Source organism: Serratia sp. BNK-23 (assembly GCF_047456145.1).
GTDB lineage: Bacteria > Pseudomonadota > Gammaproteobacteria > Enterobacterales > Enterobacteriaceae > Serratia > Serratia nematodiphila.
This window is the reverse complement of sequence record NZ_CP179900.1, coordinates 920458-937883: the sequence shown is the minus strand read 5'-3', so window position 1 is coordinate 937883 and position 17426 is coordinate 920458. Positions and strand designations below refer to the sequence as shown.

The 17426-nt window shown below is 58.9% G+C and carries 13 protein-coding genes; all 13 read right to left on the bottom strand.

Going from position 1 to position 17426, the window contains the following annotated elements:
* Positions 1-87 precede the first annotated feature (87 nt).
* Complete coding sequence (locus ACMGF9_RS04380) at positions 88-2232, bottom strand: lysine decarboxylase LdcC (RefSeq protein WP_075685484.1); 2145 nt, start codon at positions 2230-2232, stop codon at positions 88-90.
* 111 nt (positions 2233-2343) lie between these two features.
* Positions 2344-3303, bottom strand: a complete 960-nt coding sequence (accA, locus tag ACMGF9_RS04375) for an acetyl-CoA carboxylase carboxyl transferase subunit alpha (protein ID WP_004931972.1) — start codon at positions 3301-3303, stop codon at positions 2344-2346.
* Positions 3304-3315: 12 nt separating this feature from the next.
* Positions 3316-6804: a DNA polymerase III subunit alpha gene (dnaE, locus tag ACMGF9_RS04370; RefSeq protein ID WP_004931970.1), complete on the bottom strand. Its 3489-nt coding sequence runs from the start codon at positions 6802-6804 to the stop codon at positions 3316-3318.
* A 77-nt stretch (positions 6805-6881) separates the two neighbouring features.
* Positions 6882-7475 carry a ribonuclease HII gene (gene rnhB, locus ACMGF9_RS04365; protein WP_015378890.1) on the bottom strand — a complete coding sequence of 198 codons (594 nt, stop codon included), beginning with the start codon at positions 7473-7475 and terminating at the stop codon, positions 6882-6884.
* Positions 7472-8620: a lipid-A-disaccharide synthase gene (gene lpxB / locus ACMGF9_RS04360; RefSeq protein ID WP_015378891.1), complete on the bottom strand. Its 1149-nt coding sequence runs from the start codon at positions 8618-8620 to the stop codon at positions 7472-7474. The genes rnhB and lpxB overlap by 4 nt, the downstream gene beginning before the upstream one ends.
* A 3-nt stretch (positions 8621-8623) precedes the next feature.
* Entirely contained in the window at positions 8624-9412 is a 789-nt protein-coding gene (gene lpxA, locus ACMGF9_RS04355; protein WP_004931964.1) for an acyl-ACP--UDP-N-acetylglucosamine O-acyltransferase, read from the bottom strand.
* 3 nt (positions 9413-9415) lie between these two features.
* Positions 9416-9871 carry a 3-hydroxyacyl-ACP dehydratase FabZ gene (gene fabZ / locus ACMGF9_RS04350; protein WP_004931962.1) on the bottom strand — a complete coding sequence of 152 codons (456 nt, stop codon included), beginning with the start codon at positions 9869-9871 and terminating at the stop codon, positions 9416-9418.
* Between the two features lie 160 nt (positions 9872-10031).
* Entirely contained in the window at positions 10032-11054 is a 1023-nt protein-coding gene (gene lpxD / locus ACMGF9_RS04345; protein WP_004931959.1) for a UDP-3-O-(3-hydroxymyristoyl)glucosamine N-acyltransferase, read from the bottom strand.
* Positions 11055-11057: 3 nt separating this feature from the next.
* A complete protein-coding gene (skp, locus tag ACMGF9_RS04340) occupies positions 11058-11555 on the bottom strand; it encodes a molecular chaperone Skp (protein WP_004931958.1) in 498 nt (165 codons plus the stop codon).
* A gap of 156 nt (positions 11556-11711) precedes the next feature.
* Positions 11712-14138 (bottom strand): outer membrane protein assembly factor BamA, encoded by a 2427-nt coding sequence (bamA, locus tag ACMGF9_RS04335; RefSeq protein WP_004931955.1) that lies wholly within the window; start codon positions 14136-14138, stop codon positions 11712-11714.
* A 35-nt stretch (positions 14139-14173) separates the two neighbouring features.
* Entirely contained in the window at positions 14174-15529 is a 1356-nt protein-coding gene (rseP, locus tag ACMGF9_RS04330; protein WP_004931952.1) for a sigma E protease regulator RseP, read from the bottom strand.
* Between the two features lie 27 nt (positions 15530-15556).
* Entirely contained in the window at positions 15557-16399 is an 843-nt protein-coding gene (gene cdsA / locus ACMGF9_RS04325; RefSeq protein ID WP_004931949.1) for a phosphatidate cytidylyltransferase, read from the bottom strand.
* A 9-nt stretch (positions 16400-16408) separates the two neighbouring features.
* Complete coding sequence (gene ispU / locus ACMGF9_RS04320) at positions 16409-17167, bottom strand: (2E,6E)-farnesyl-diphosphate-specific ditrans,polycis-undecaprenyl-diphosphate synthase (RefSeq protein WP_004931947.1); 759 nt, start codon at positions 17165-17167, stop codon at positions 16409-16411.
* Between the last annotated feature and the right edge of the window lie 259 nt (positions 17168-17426).

The following is a 17426-nucleotide window of genomic DNA, read 5'->3' as shown; positions in this document are numbered from 1 at the left end:
TCTGATGGGGCACGGTATCCGGCGGCGGCGATGCCGTCAATGAAAAAGCCCGGCTTATCTTGCCAAACCGCCGGGCGCGTTATGGCCTTATGGCTGCGGGGCTTTCAGCACCTTCACCAGATAGCACCCGTCTTCCGTCAGTTTGGCGCCGTGGATATCGGTTTCAAAACCGGGATAGCGCTCACCGATCGAGCATAGCATCAGCAGGAAATCGAGCACCGCCCGGCTCTCTTCGGTGATCATTTCCCCCGGCATCACCAACGGCACGCCCGGCGGATAAGGCAGGATCATATTGGCCGCCACCTTGCCCACCAGCTGATCCAGCTCGCAGGTTTCGACATTGCCGCGCACCTGCTCCTGGAACATCTGGTGCGGCGTCAGCTTCATTTCCGGCAGCACGTCGAACGCCCGCTGCATCAGGCCTGGCAGATCGTGTTGGCGGATCAGGCGATGAATGCCGGCGGCCAGATCCTGGATGCGCATATGGCGATAGAAATCCGGATCTTCGGCGTACAGATCCGGCAGCATGTTCTTCACCCGCAGGTTGAGATCGTAGGCGCGCTTGAAGTCGGTCAGGCCGCGCAGCAGGCTCATCGCCTTGGTTTTATCGATGCCGATGCTGAACAGGAACAGCAGGTTGTACGGCCCGGTCTTCTCCACCACGATGCCGCGTTCGTCGAGATACTTCGCCACCAGCGCCGCCGGGATCCCCTCTTCCTCCAGCGCGCCCAGCTCATTCATGCCCGGCGTCAGGATCGTCACCTTGATCGGATCGAGGTACATATGATCGCGATCGGTCTGGCCGAAACCGTGCCAGTTATCGTCCGGATCCAGCGGCCAGCACTGCGCCTCATCGATCTCTTCCGGCTGCCAGATATCGAAGAACCAGCTGTCGCTTTCCTCGCGCAGCCGCTGCACTTCACGGCGAAAATGCAGCGCGCGTTCCACCGAACGGTTGATCAAACGGCGCCCCGGGTTGCCGCGCAGCATGGCGGCGGCGGTCTCCATCGACGCCACGATGCCGTAGTGCGGCGAAGTGGTGGTGTGCATCATGTAGGCTTCGTTGAAGGTGCTCTCATCGTAGTCGCCCTTGATATGAATCATCGAGGCCTGCGAGAAGGCGGCCAGCAGCTTGTGGGTGGATTGGGTTTCGTAGAAAACCTTGCCGGGCACCCGCTCGCCGCTCATGCCGCTCTTGCCGTCGTAAATCGGATGGAAGTTGGTGTAAGGCACCCAGGCGGAATCGAAGTGAATCGACGGCACCTCCAGCGTCTGCTTAATGTAGTCGGTGTTGTACAACAGGCCGTCATAGGTGGAGTTGGTGATCACCGCGTGCACCGGCCAGGTGGCGTTCGGCGTCGCCTGCACCCGGGCGGCGATGCTCTCGCGCGTGAATTCGCGCTGCGGGATCCCGCCGAGGATGCCGTAGGCGTTGCGCAGCGGGCGCAGATAGATCGGCACGATATCGCTCATCATCAGCAGGTGGCACAGCGATTTGTGGCAGTTGCGGTCGATCAGTACCGTGCTGCCCGCCGGCGCCGAATACATGCCGACGATCTTGTTGGCGGTGGAGGTGCCGTTGGTGACCAGATAGCTCTGCTCGGCGTTGAAGGTGCGCGCGATGTACTCTTCGGCCTCCAGGTGCGGCCCGGTGTGATCCAGCAGCGAACCGAGCTCGGTGACCGAAATCGAGACGTCGGCCTTCAGGGTATTGGCGCCGAAGAAGTCATAGAACAGGCAGCCCACCGGGCTTTTTTGAAACGCGGTGCCGGCCATGTGGCCCGGCGTGCAGAAGGTGTACTTGCCTTCGCGCACATAGTTGAACAGCGCCTTGGTCAGCGGCGGCGTAATGGTGTCGATGTATTCCGCGGTGTACTGCTGGATGCGCTGCGCGATGTCGTCCGCCGCATTCAGGCCGTACTCGAAGAAATAGAGCACCATGCGCATTTCATGCAGGCTGACGTCGAAGGTGGAGTGGGTATTGATAAAGGCGTACAGCGGCAGGTATTCGTTCAGCTCGTTGATCTCGCTGCACAGCTCCAGGCTGTAGTCGTCCCAGTCGAAGATCACCCCGCAGATGCGGGCGTTGGCTTCGATCAGCTTCAGCAGATCACCGCTGTTTTTTGGGTACACCAGCTGGAATCCCATGGCGGCCAGCGCAGCGTGGAGCTCGCGAATCGGCTCATCTTTGTAGTAGACGCCCGTCGGGCCCATGATGGCGATGATATTCATCGGCAGCTCCTGTCAGTTAACGGCCAAGTCTCTATAACACCACGAAAATCCGGCGGTGTGTAGCCAAAAAAAAACCGCCCGGAGGCGGTTTCTTGCAGCGAAGCACAGAACTCAGCAGTAGCCGTAGTTCATCAGACGCTGGTAACGGCGGTTGAGCAACTCTTCGTCGTTCAGACCATCCAGATCTTTCAGATCGGCCAGCAGCTGCGCTTTCAGCGCGGCGGCCATCGCCGGCACGTCGCGGTGCGCGGAACCCAGCGGCTCTGGGATCACCGAGTCGATCAGCTTCAGCTCTTTCAGACGCGGTGCGGTGATGCCCATCGCTTCTGCGGCCAGCGGGGCCTTATCGGCGCTCTTCCACAGGATGGAAGCACAGCCTTCCGGCGAAATCACCGAGTAGGTGCTGTACTGCAGCATGTTCACCTTGTCGCCCACGCCGATCGCCAGCGCGCCGCCGGAGCCGCCTTCGCCGATGACGGTGCAGATGACCGGCACGTTCAGACGCGACATCTCACGCAGGTTGCGCGCGATAGCTTCCGACTGGCCGCGTTCTTCCGCGCCCACGCCTGGATAAGCGCCCGGGGTATCAATAAAGGTGATGATCGGCATCTTGAAGCGTGCGGCCATTTCCATCAGGCGCAGCGCCTTGCGGTAGCCTTCCGGCGCCGGCATGCCGAAGTTGCGGCGGATCTTCTCTTTGGTTTCACGGCCTTTCTGGTGCCCGATGATCATCACCGGGCGGCCATCCAGGCGCGCAATGCCACCGACGATCGCTTTGTCGTCAGCGTAAGCGCGATCGCCCGCCAACTCTTCGAAGTCGGTAAAGATGTGTTTGATATAATCCAGGGTATAAGGACGGCGCGGGTGGCGTGCCAATTGGGCAATCTGCCAGGCCCCAAGATCGGCAAAAATCTTGCGCGTCAGCTCAACGCTCTTTTCACGCAGGCGCTGAACCTCTTCGTCCAGATTAATATCTAATTTTTCGTCTTGACGGCTGACTGCAGTCAGCGAGTCAATTTTCGCTTCCAGCTCTGCAATCGGCTGTTCAAAATCAAGAAAATTCAGACTCATAGCATTCCTATTTTAGTCAAATTCCAAGTCCACCTGCTCATTGCCTACCAACGTCCGCAAGTCGATCAACAAGCGGTCGGTGGGCGTCACGCGCCAGGTTGCGCCAAAACGCAGCTTGGCTCGCGCATCTTCCCGTTGATAGTAGAGATGCACTGGAATCGTCCCCGATCGATGGGGTTCCAACGACTGACGGAGACGGTTCAAAAGCTGGTCATCAATTTGCCTGTCAGTCAGCGAGATAGCAAGCCCGCGAGCGTATTTTTCCCGGGCTTCACTGATGTCCATTACCTCGCGGGCCATCATTTTAAGCCCGCCGCTAAAGTCATCAAAGCTGACCTGTCCACTGGCGATAAGGATACGGTCTTTTTCCAACAAATGCTGGTATTTTTCTAACGCTTCGGTGAATAACATCACTTCCAGACGGCCCGAACGGTCATCCAGCGTGCAGATGCCGATGCGGTTGCCGCGCTTGGTCACCATCACCCGCGCGGCGACCACCAACCCGACGGCGGTAGTCATTTTGCCCCGATCCGTCGGGTGCATGTCTTTCAAACGCTGGCCACCGGCGTAACGTTCGATCTCCTTCAGGTACTGGGTGATCGGGTGGCCGGTCAGGTACAGCCCCAGCGTCTCCCGTTCACCGTCCAGCACCACCTGCTCCGGCCAGGGCGCGATATTGGCGTAGGATTGCTCTACCTGCTCCGGCGCTTCCGCCAGCACGCCAAACATATCCACCTGGCCGATAGCTTCGGCTTTCGCATGCTGATCCGCCGCTTTCAACGCGTCGCCGAGCGAATTCATCAGCGCGGCGCGATGCGGCCCAAGGCGATCGAACGCCCCGGACATGATCAGTTTTTCCAGAATGCGGCGGTTCAGTTTCTTGATGTCGGAGCGCGCGCAGAGATCGAACAGGTCTTTGAAGTAACCTTGTTCGCCGCTGTTGCGCGCCTCGATAATCGCCTCGATTGGCCCTTCCCCTACGCCCTTGATGGCGCCGATGCCGTACACGATCTCGCCGTCGTCGTTGACGTGGAAGTGATACAGGCCGCTGTTGATGTCCGGCGGCAGGATCTTCAGCCCCATGCGCCAGCATTCGTCCACCAGCCCCACCACTTTGTCGGTGTTGTCCATATCGGCGGTCATCACCGCCGCCATAAACTCGGCCGGGTAGTGGGCCTTCAGCCACAGCGTCTGGTACGACACCAGCGCATAGGCGGCGGAGTGCGATTTGTTGAAGCCATAACCGGCGAATTTCTCCACCAGGTCGAAGATTTTCACCGACAGTTCACCGTCGATGCCGCGCGCTTTGGCGCCGTCTTCAAAGCCGCCGCGCTGCTTGGCCATTTCGACCGGGTTCTTTTTACCCATCGCACGGCGCAGCATGTCCGCGCCGCCCAGCGTATAGCCGGCCAGCACCTGGGCAATCTGCATCACCTGTTCCTGATACAGGATGATGCCGTAGGTCGGCTCCAGCACCGGCTTGAGCGACTCGTGCTGCCACTGAATGTCCGGGTAGGAGATCTCTTCACGGCCGTGTTTGCGGTCGATGAAGTTATCCACCATGCCCGACTGCAGCGGCCCCGGACGGAACAGCGCCACCAGTGCGATCATGTCTTCGAAGCAGTCGGGCTTCAGACGTTTGATCAAATCTTTCATGCCGCGCGATTCAAGCTGGAACACCGCCGTGGTTTCCGAGCGCTGCAGCATGTCGAAACTTTTCTTGTCGTCGAGCGGAATGGCGGCGATGTCGATCGGCTCCAGCCCGGTCTTGGCGCGCCGGGCGTTGATCATCTCCAGCGCCCAGTCAATGATGGTCAGGGTGCGCAGACCGAGGAAGTCGAACTTCACCAGCCCGGCGTATTCCACGTCGTTCTTGTCGAACTGGGTCACCGGATGGTTCCCTTCGGCATCGCAGTACAGCGGCGCGAAGTCGGTGATCTTGGTCGGCGCGATCACCACGCCCCCGGCGTGTTTACCGGCGTTGCGCGTTACCCCTTCCAGCTTGCGCGCCATGTCGATCAGCGCCTTGACCTCTTCGTCGGCCTCGTAAATTTCCGGCAGCTGCGGTTCGGCGGCGAAGGCTTTCTCCAGCGTCATGCCCGGATCCGGCGGCACCAGCTTGGAGATGCGATCGACGAAGCCGTACGGGTGCCCCAGCACGCGGCCCACGTCGCGGATAACCGCTTTCGCCGCCATGGTGCCGAAGGTGATGATCTGCGATACCGCTTCGCGGCCGTACATCTCCGCCACGTGCTCGATCACCTGGTCACGCTTCTCCATGCAGAAGTCGACGTCAAAGTCGGGCATTGAGACACGTTCCGGGTTCAGGAAGCGTTCGAACAGCAGATCGAACTCCAGCGGATCGAGGTCGGTGATTTTCAACGCATAGGCCACCAGCGAACCGGCGCCGGAGCCGCGCCCCGGGCCCACCGGCACGTTGTTGTCCTTCGACCACTGGATAAACTCCATCACGATCAGGAAGTAGCCGGGGAAGCCCATCTGGTTGATCACCTTCAGCTCTACGTCCAGACGCTCGTCATATTCCGGGCGGCGCTGCGCGCGCACTTCAGGATCGGGGAACAGGAACTCCAGACGCTCTTCCAGCCCCTCTTTCGATTTGAGCACCAGGAAGTCCTCGGTGCTCATATCGCCGGTCGGGAACTGCGGCAGGAAGTATTCGCCGAGGCGAATGGTGACGTTGCAGCGCTTGGCGATTTCGACGCTGTTCAGCAGCGCTTCCGGGATGTCGGCGAACAGCTCGCACATCTCGTCTTCGCTGCGCATGTATTGTTGCGGGCTGTAGTTGCGCGGCCGCTTGGGGTCGTCCAGCGTAAAGCCGTCGTGAATGGCGACGCGGATCTCATGGGCGTCGAAGTCATCTTCCACCAGGAAGCGCACGTCGTTGGTGGCCACCACCGGCAAGCCGCGCTCAGTGGCCAGCGCCACCGCCGCATGCAGGTAGTTCTCTTCGTCCTGACGGCCGGTGCGGATCAGTTCCAGATAGTAACAGTCCGGGAAATGCTGCTGGTAGAAATCAAGACACTGATCCACCTGCGCCTGGTTGCCGCGCAGCAGAAACTTGCCGACGTCGCCCTGACGCGCACCGGAGAGCAGGATCAGCCCTTCGCGATGTTCAATCAGCCAGTCGCGATCGATAGTCGGGCCGGCGGCGCCGTAGCCGCGCTGATAGGCGCGGGAAATCAGCAGCGTCAGGTTCTGGTAGCCTTCGTTGTTGCTGGCCAGCACCGTCAACTGAGCCAGTTCATCGCCCAGCTCTTCGCTTTGCACATGGAAATCCGCGCCGATGATCGGTTTGATCCCGGCGCCGTGCGCGCTGCCATAGAATTTCACCAGCCCGCACAGGTTGGTGAAATCGGTGATTGCCAGTGCAGGCATGGCTAACGCGGCGGCTCTTTTCACCAGCGGCGCCGTCTTGGCCAATCCATCAATCATGGAGTAGTCACTGTGGACGCGCAGGTGAATAAAACGAGGTTCGGCCATCTCCAGATACCTGATTGAAGGGGCTCAGCAGGCTGAGCCCGGGTTAATGCTATCGTCGAGCCGGTCAGGCTCGCAGACTACAGCGCCAGCGCTCTTTTCACCGGCGCGAAACTGCGGCGATGATGCTCGGTGGCGCCCAGCGCGGCCAGCCGCTCCAGGTGGAAGGCGGTCGGGTAGCCTTTATGCTGCGCGAAACCGTAGTCCGGGTACTCGCTGTCCAGCTCGGCCATTTCGCGATCGCGCGTGACCTTCGCCAGAATGGACGCCGCGCTGATCTCCGCCACGCGGCTGTCGCCCTTCACCACCGCCTGCGAACGCATCGGCAAGCTCGGGCAACGGTTACCGTCGATTAAAACCATGTCCGGCGCGATATGCAACCCGGCCACCGCGCGCTGCATCGCCAACATGGTGGCGTGCAAAATGTTCAGTTGGTCGATTTCCGCCGGTTCGGCGCGCCCCAGGCTCCAGGAGAGCGCCTTGGCGACGATTTCGTCATACAGCGCCAGGCGGCGTTTTTCACTGAGTTTCTTGGAGTCCGCCAGACCGACGATCGGCTGCGCCGGATCGAGGATCACGGCGGCGGTGACCACCGCGCCGACCAACGGGCCGCGGCCCACTTCGTCCACACCGGCAATCAGCGTGGCAGCGGGATAGATAAAGGGTTCAATCATGCTTTCGCCAGCTCCAACACAGCCTGAGCGGCCTGTTCGTCCGCACCGCAACGGATGCTTTGGTGCAAGGTAAGGAAAGTCTGTTTCAGCGCGTCGGTTTCCGGGCTCTCTTCCAGCAGCGGCATCACGGCGGCGGCAAGTTTGTCCGGCACGCAGTCATGCTGCAACAGCTCGGTGACGATCTCCCGCCCCGCCAGCAGATTCGGCAGCGAAACGTAAGGCGTTTTCACCAGCTTCTGCGCCAGCCAGAAAGTGAACGGCTTCATGCGATAGCCCACCACCATCGGGCACTTGGCCAGCATGCACTCCAGCGCCGCCGTACCGGATGCCAGCAGCGCCGCGTCGCTGGCGATCATCGCTTCGCGCCCCTGCCCATTCAGCAGGTGTACGGTCAAATCCGGCGCAACCTCGGCCTTGATGCGCTCAAACTGCTCGCGCCGTTTGGCGTTGACCAGCGGCACCACCACTTCCAGCTCGGGATAACGGGTGCGCAGCAGCTGCGCGGTTTTGAGGAAATCGGCGCTCAGCATCTCGACTTCGGCGCCGCGGCTGCCCGGCAGCAAGGCCAGACAGCGCGCCTGCGGAGCGATGCCAAGCTGAGCGCGCGCCGCCAGCCGGTCGGGCTGCAACGGCATGGCGTCCGCCATAGTGTGGCCAATAAACCGGCAGGGGACGTTGAAACGATCGTAAAACGCTTTTTCGAAAGGGAGAAAGGCCAGCACCAAATCGGTGGCTTTGCCTATTTTGAAAACGCGCTTTTGTCGCCAGGCCCACACGGAAGGGCTGACGTAGTGGATGGTGCGAATGCCGCGCTGCTTGAGGCGGCCTTCCAGCGTGATGTTGAAGTCCGGCGCGTCGATGCCGACAAACACGTCCGGCCGCAGCTCACCGAAGCGGCGGGTAAGATCCTTGCGGATCTTCAACAGGCGTGGCAAACGCTCGAGCACTTCCACCACGCCCATGACCGCCAGCTCTTCCATTTCGTACCAGGCTTCGCAGCCTTCGGCCTGCATCAGCGGGCCGGCGACGCCTACGAAACGCGCGCCGGGGATCTGCGCCTTGAGCGCACGGATCAAGCCGGCGCCGAGAATGTCACCGGAGGTTTCTCCGGCGACCAGTCCGATAGTCAATGGACGATTCGACATAACTCAGCGAATGATGCCACGGGTGGAACGGGTGAAGAAATCGAGGTATTGCTGCACCACCGGCTGTTCTTTGGCCAGGGCTTCGATTTCCGCTTTCGCTTCATCCAGCGTTTTCTCGCTGCGATACAGGATTTTGTAGGCGTTGCGGATTGCCTGCATTTCATCCTTGTCAAAACCGCGGCGCTTCAGGCCGACCGCGTTGACGCCGAACGGCGTAGCGTGGTTGCCCTGAGCGATGACGAAAGGAGGCACGTCCTGAGCGACACCGGAACAACCGCCTACCATCACATGCGCGCCGATAATGCAGAACTGGTGGATCGCCGTCATGCCGCCGATGATGGCGTGATCGTCGATTTCCACATGCCCCGCCAGCGTGGCGTTGTTGGCCAGCACGCAAGCATTGCCGACCACGCAATCGTGGGCGACGTGCACGTTGACCATCAGCAGGTTGTCGTTGCCCACTTTAGTCAGGCCGGTACCCTGCGCGGTGCCGCGATGAATGGTCACACTTTCGCGGATGCGGTTGCGATCGCCCACTTCAACGCGCGTCGGTTCGCCCGCGTATTTCAGATCCTGATTCACTTCGCCGATAGAGGCGAACTGATAAATCTGATTATCGCAGCCAATCTTGGTAATGCCGTTCACCACCACGTGGGATTTCAGCACCGTGCCGGCGCCGATTTCCACCTGGGAGCCGACGTAGCAGAAAGGGCCGATATGCACGTTGGCGCCGATCACGGCGCCTTCTTCGACTATCGCGCTAGGATGGATAAAGGCGGTTTGGTCAATCACGGATTAAGCCTCCCGGCTGCGGGCACACATCATGGTTGCTTCGCAGACAATTTTACCGTCAACGGTCGCCACGCCTTTGAAGCGAGTCAGACCGCGGCGAGTTTTCTCGAAGGTGACTTCCATGACCATCTGATCGCCTGGCACCACAGGGCGCTTGAAACGTGCTTCGTCGATACCGGCGAAGTAATACAGCTCGCCCGGCTCCAGTTTGCCGACGCTTTTAAACGCCAGAATACCGGTGGCCTGCGCCATGGCTTCCAGGATCAATACGCCTGGGAAAATCGGTTTGCCAGGGAAATGGCCCTGGAAAAACGGTTCATTCACCGATACGTTCTTCACCGCACGCAGATATTTGTGCTCTTCAAACTCGAGGACGCGGTCGACCAGCAAGAACGGGTAACGGTGAGGAAGCAGATCCAAAATTTCTGCAATATCCAGAGTATGAGTGTCAGTAGTCAAAATACTCTTCCTGTCTCTAAAAACTGATGGCATCAACAACACGGCCTGCGCTGACCCCAAAAGGAGATCATCATGCAGGCCGCAAATTAACATCTCTTTGCGCTTTTGGTCTCACGACCAACGCGTTTCGTTTTGTACCCGCCAGGGCGGGCGGCAATGATTAGTCTTTTCCGACTTTACGTTCGACAGCTTTCAAGCGTTTGCTGATCTCATCGATATTCATCACCAACGCAGCGGTTTTACGCCAAACCTTGTTAGGCTGCAACGGAATGCCCGAAGAGTATACCCCAGGTTCGGTGATTGGTCGCATAACCATTCCCATTCCGGTAACAACAACCTTGTCGGCAATCTCCATGTGACCGTTGATCACGCTGGCACCGCCGATCTGGCAGTAGCGGCCGATTTTCAGGCTGCCGGCCATGATCACACCGCCGGCGACGGCGGTATTGTCGCCAATCACGACGTTATGTGCAATCTGACATTGGTTGTCGATGATAACACCATTCCCGATTTGGGTGTTATCCAAAGCGCCGCGGTCAATGGTGGTGCAAGCGCCGATTTCGACGCGATCGCCGATAATCACCGTGCCCAACTGAGGGATTTTGATCCACTCGCCGCGCTCGTTCGCATAGCCGAAACCGTCCGCGCCGATCACGGTGCCGGACTGGATCAGGCAGCGCTGGCCGATTTCAACCGCATGATAAATTGTGACATTCGCCCACAGACGCGTTCCCGCGCCGATGCGTGCGTGTTTGCCGATGAAGCAGCCCGGGCCGATAACCACGTTATCGCCAAGCACCGCACCCGACTCAATCACCGCGTTCGCCCCAATGGCGACGTTCTGCCCCAGCTGCGCTTCAGGCGAGATCACCGCGCTTGGCGCGATATCCTGCGCCGGTGCCGGCGTAGTGTCCATCAGTTGCGCCATGCGCGCGTAGGTCAGATAAGGGTTTTTAACCACCAGCGCCGCAGCACGGCAGTGTGGTAAATCCGCTTCGGTAAGCACCACGGCGCTTGCCTGGCAGGAAGACAGCTGCTCTTGATAGCGGCTGTTTGACAAAAACGTGATTTGGCCAGGCTGTGCCGAATGCATAGAAGCAATGCCGGTGATGACGAGATCGCCATCACCGTGCAATTGTGCATCCAACTGCTGCGCTAAATCAGCCAGTCGAATTGAAAGCATGTGTTATTTAACCTGTTTCAGCACGTCAGCAGTGATATCTTTGGAAGAGTCTGCATAGGCAACGGCGTTGGCGTCGATCACCACGTCATAACCGCCTTTGCTGGCGACAGATTTCACCGCGTCCTGAATACGGCTCAGGATCTTGTTACGTTCTTCCATCTGGCGACGGCGGTTGTCCTGCTCGAAAGCCTGGGCTTTCTGAGAGAACTGCTCGCGTTGCGCCATCACGTCTTTTTCCAACTTGCTGCGGTCGCTGGCTTTCATGGTAGCGCCGTCACGCTGCAGACGTTGCATTTTGGTCTGCAGGCTACGTTCCATGTTCTGGAGTTCGCTTGCACGGCCTTTAAACTCGTTTTCCAGCTGTTTAGCGACCGCTTCGCGGGCCGGCAGCTGTTGGAAAATGCTGGAGACGTTAACGACAGCGATCTTATCTGCTGCCTGAACGCCAGCTGAAGCAGCCATTGCTAAACCGAGGCCTGCGGCACACAACCACTTTTTCACTATAAACTCCTTACCATCACCCATTTGTGTCATATGACACTGAAGTACACAATTTGCCAGACTTGTCCCACCAAACAATGAGAATCATCTCCCTCTGCCGGCGGGCGCCTGGCCATTGCGATTCTTAATAACTGTTATGCCCAGAGGCGAGACCCGTTACCAGGTCTTACCGATGTTAAACTGGAACTGTTCGGACTTGTCGCCTTCGTATTTCTTGATCGGGTTGGCGTAAGAGAACACCAATGGCCCCAATGGCGACATCCACTGCAGCGCGATACCGGCGGAAGAACGAATATTGCTGGCCTTGCTGTAGTCCGGCACGCCGTACATCAGCGTTTCGTCGGTATTCTTCCACTTGGTATCCCACACGGTACCGGCATCGATGAACAGCGAGGTCCGCACCGAGTTGGCGTATTTCTCGCTGATGAACGGCGTCGGGGTGATCAGCTCCAGGCTGGCGACCGCCATGGCGTTACCGCCCACCGCGTCATCCGAGCTACAGATGCTCTGACGCGAGGTCGTGCTGCCGGCGTTGAACTGACACTGGTACGAGTTGGAGTTGTAGTACACCGCCTTCGGACCAATGGTGTTGGACTGGAAGCCGCGCACGGTGCTCGAACCACCGGCGTAGAAGTTCTCGTAGAACGGCATTTCCTTGCCGCCCAACCCATCCGCGTAACCCAGACGGCCACGGCCCAACAGCACCCAGGTGCGATCGTCGTTGATCGGCACGTACTGTACGCTGTCCAGCGTCACCTTGTAGTATTCGTTGTCCGAGCCCGGAATGGTGACCTTACCGTTCAACGTGGTGCGGTTACCCGAGGTCGGGAAGTAGCCGCGGTCCAGGTTGTTGTAGGTCCAGCCCAGGTTCAGCGTAAAGTCGTCGGTCGAGTAGCTGGCGCGGTCGGTTTTGTTCGCATCCACGCCCATCGAGTCGAGGTAACGCCACATGGCGATCTGCGGCTGCATGTTCGACAGGCCGTTGTGGACGTAGCCCAGGCCGGTACGCAACGAGTTGTTTTCGTTGATCGGGAAGCCCAGCGTGCCGTCGATACCGTAACTCTTGTTGGTATAGTCCGACAGATCCGCGTCATCCGCCTTAAAGTCGTTGTAGAAGATGCGGCCGCCCAGGCTCACACCGTCAACGGTGAAGTACGGGTTGGTGACCGACAGTTCGGTATAGGTCTGATAGTCGTTCTTGGTGCCGCTGATGCCGACCGAGTACCCGGTACCCAACCAGTTATCCTGCTGCACGCCCGCCTGGAAGCTGACGCCGCTCTCGGTGCCGTAACCGACGCCGAAGTTGAAGGTACCGGTGTTGCGTTCTTTCACCTTGTAGGTCACATCGACCTGATCGGCGGTGCCCGGCACGCGCTGGGTTTCCACGTCAACCGTTTCGAAGTAGCCCAGACGGTTCAGACGCTCTTTGCCCTGCTCGACCTGCTCGTTGCCGAGCCAGGCGCCTTCCATCTGGCGCATTTCGCGACGCAGTACGGAATCCTTGCTGGTGTCGTTGCCTTCGAACTTGATGCGACGCACGTAGAAGCGGTTGCCCGCGTCAACGTTGACGTGCAGTTTGACGGTTTTATCCGCGTCGTTGATCTCAGGCTGAGTGCCGACGCGCGGGTAGGCGTAACCATAACGGCCCAACATCGTTTTGATGTTGTCTTCCATTTTGGTCACCTTGCTGCCGTTGTACAGCTCGCCTGGCTCGATTTTGGTGATCTGAGCGACTTCCGCCGAGTGGCCGGCCAGATTGCCGTTCACGACAACATCGGAAAGCTTGTACTGCTCGCCTTCGGTGATGTTGATGGTGATGTAGATGCCTTTTTTATCCGGCGTCAGGCTCACCTGGGTAGAATCGATGTTGAAGCGGGCATAGCCGCGATCCAGATAGAAGCTGCGCAGGGTTTCGAGATCGCCCGCCAGTTTTTGCTTCTGGTATTTGCGATCGCCGACCAGGTTCCACCATGGCACTTCGTCACGCAGTTGGAAGCGTGAGATCAGTTCGTCGTTGGTGAAGGCATGGTTGCCGACGATGTTGATTTGTTGAATCTTGGCGGAGACCCCTTCCGTGAACACCAGCTTCAGGTCGACACGGTTGCGCGGCAACGGCGTGACTACGGCTTTCACCGAGGCGCTGTATTTACCGACGCTGTAGTAGAAGTCTTCCAGCCCTTTTTCAATGCTGGAGATCGTGGTGCGGTCGAGCGCCTCGCCCACCCGGACGCCGGAGGCTTCCAGGTTCTGCTTGAGCATGTCATCCTTCACCGACTTGTTGCCGGAGAAAGTGATGCTGGCGATGGTAGGACGTTCCTTCACCTGCACGATCAAGGTATTACCATCGCGCAGCACGCGCACGTCCTCGAAGTTGCCGGTGGCAAACAAGGCACGGATGGTATTACTGATGTCATCGTCAGTGACGGTATCGCCGACGCGAACCGGCATGTTGAGTAACGCCGCACCGACGGCGACTCGCTGCAGGCCTTCGAAATGAATGTCTTTCACTACGAACCCGTCTGCACCGTATACGGTGGCGCTGCCAAACAGCAGCGACGCTATGAGCAACTTTTTCATCGCCATCGTTGTTATGCGTTCTTCCTAACCTATCCCCGCCCCTAGAGGCGGGAAAAATCATTGAAAAGTGCAAGACCCATCAACAACACCAGCACGATCGAACCTATGCGGTAGCTGTAGTCCTGTACTCGCTCGGAAACCGGCCCCCCCTTCAGCTTTTCTATCGCCAGGAAGAGGAGATGCCCACCATCTAACACCGGTAATGGGAACAGGTTGATGATACCCAGGTTGACGCTAATCAACGCCAGGAACATCAGATAATACACGAACCCGACTCCGGCTGACGCCCCAGCTCCCTGTGCAATCGAGATCGGGCCACTCAGGTTGTTCAGCTTTACATCACCGGTTATTAATTTGCCCAGCATGTTGACCGTCAGCCGCATCAGCTGCCAGGTCTTGTCGCCGGCCTGATACAGCGCCGGGAACGGTCCATACTGGCGAATCGTTTTATACTCGTCCGGCAGCGGCAGCACTTTTGGAATGATGCCTGCAAACCCCACCGATTTGTCTTTTCCCACCGGCTTTGTATCCGGTATCAGCGTCAAAGACAAGGGGGCGCCGTTTCTTTCAATCTCCAAAGCCAGCGGTTGCCCCGGGCCATCGTGGATACGCTTCACCAGCGTCTGCCAACGACCCAACGGCTGACCATCGACTTTAACGATCCTGTCCCCCGCTTGTAAACCCGCCTTTTGCGCCGCCGAGTTAGGCTGCACTTCCGCCAACACGGATTCGATCTGCGGGCCGCGCGGCATAATGCCCAGCGCGACAACGGGATCCTGCTTGTCCGGTTCAAAGTTCCACTGGCGCAAGTCCAGGGTTTTGGTCACCACCTGCGAAGAGCCGAACGGCGCTACGCCGACTTCGGTTTGCGCATCGCCAATCTTCGCCACCAGCGCCAGACGAACTGACTCCCAATCAGGCGTTTCGATGCCGTCAACCGACTTTAGTTCCATGCCAGACGAAATTTCGGCCTTGGCGGCGATGGATTGCGGCGCGATTTCGCCGATCACCGGGCGGAAACTCGGCACGCCGATGATGAACACCAACCAATAGGCAAGGATAGCAAACAGGAAGTTGGCGATGGGGCCGGCGCTGATGATGGCCGCGCGCTGCCAGACGGTTTTGTTGTTGAAGGCCTGATGGCGCATTTCCGGCGCCACCGACTCCACGCGCTCGTCCAGCATCTTCACGTAGCCACCGAGCGGAATCAAAGCGATGACGTACTCGGTGCCCTGGCGATCGGTGCGGCGCCACAGCGCCCGGCCGAAGCCGATGGAGAAGCGTTCAACGCGCACGCCGCAACGACGGGCAACCCAAAAGTGTCCGAACTCGTGCACGGTAATCAAAATACCGAGCGCAATCAGAAACGCCACCAGGTTCCAAAGCACGCTGACCATCATCCCTCACTTTCCGTCATTGACGGATTAAAACACCAACAGCATCAGGCAGGCAAACACCGGCACCGCCGCGGTCAGGCTGTCGATACGGTCCAGTATGCCGCCGTGGCCGGGAATCAAATGACCGCTGTCCTTGATGCCCGCTTCGCGTTTGAACATGCTTTCGGTCAAATCGCCCAGCACCGAAGCCAGCGCGGCGATCACCGAACAGGCCAACAGCGTGGTCGGCACCACGTTCAGCGGCGCGTAGCGGCCGAACAGCCAGGAAATGACCGCCGATGTCAGCAGCCCGCCGATCAACCCTTCCCAGGTTTTACCCGGCGAGACCTTCGGCGCCAGCTTATGCTTGCCGAACAGCTTGCCGAACATATAGGCGCCGGAATCCGCGCCCCACACCAGCAGCATCACGTACAGCAGCCACCAGGCGCCGGTAAACGGGTTTTGCTCATAGCCGAACTGGCGCAGCGCCAGCATGCCCCAAAAAAACGGCACGATGGTCAGCAGGCCGAACAGCAGGCGCAGCGGGCGCGAATTGCGCCAGATGGCGGCCGAGCCGGGGTAAAACAGCACCAGCAGCAGCGCCGCCAGCCACCAGGCCAGCGACAGCCACAGCGAGCCGCTTACCTGCGGCACGGATTGATGGTAGGCGGGAACGCTGAGCATCATCAGCGCCAGCAGAAAACCGCACAGTATCGCCAGCCAGATGCGCTGCGAACGGGAGGTAAAACCGGCCAGTTGGCCCCACTCCCAGGCTGCTAACATGCACACGACGAGCGTTACCAGAGCAAAGGCCAGCGGCGGCAACAGGAACAGCGCCGCGATAACGATCGGGATTAAAATCAGAGCAGTTATGAGGCGATACTTCAGCAAAAGTTCTCCCTAGGACGCATCGGCGCCGATAGGTGTTGTTCCCCCGAAGCGGCGCTCACGTTGTGCAAATGCATTCAGCGCACCTTCAAAGACAAGTTCATCGAAATCAGGCCAGAGCACATCAGTAAAGTAAAGTTCAGCATAGGCGATTTGCCACAGCAGGAAGTTACTGATGCGATGCTCGCCACCGGTGCGGATAACCAGATCCACCGGCGCCAGGTCGCTCATGCAAACCCGTTCGCTCAATAATTCCTCGCTGATCTGATCCGGGTGCAACTCCCCGCCCCGAACCTGCTCGGCCAGTTCCCTTACTCCCTGAATGATATCCCAACGGCCGCCGTAGTTGGCAGCGATATTGAGCGTCAGGCCATCGTTATTTTCCGTCAGTGCTTCAGAGCGGCGGATCCGCTCCTGCAAACGCGCGCTGAACCGGCTAATATCGCCGATCACCCGCAGCCTGACGTTATGTTTATGCAGGCTTTTTACTTCACTATCCAAAGCGCGGACAAAAAGCTCCATCAGGGCAGAAACTTCCTGCACCGGACGGTTCCAGTTTTCGCTGCTGAAGGCATAAAGCGTGAGTGCATCTAAATGGTGGCTGGCGGCAAAACTGACCGCGCGGCGAACCGATTTCACCCCTGCTTTATGACCGAAGACACGTAACTTGCCCTGACGTTTGGCCCAGCGTCCGTTACCGTCCATGATAATGGCGACATGGCGCGGCCCCGGGGAAGATGGATTAGCCTCTTGTTGGTTTGCGGACGACATAACTCGTACTTATTTCCTCAATAGAAATATAACTGCCTTTCCGGAACATCAGACCCTTACGCGCAAAAAAAGCCGTGTGCCCGACACGGCTTTCAGCCTGCCCTCGCGATACCCGACGCAGCCGGGTCGCCATTGGCGCACAAGGCGCCAATCGAGCCATAATTCAACGGTATAACCGCTGACAGGTGGCGCAGACTATACCACCTCAGCGGGGCATGAACAAACGGCCCCGCGGCGGCACGCGCGAATTACGAGCAAA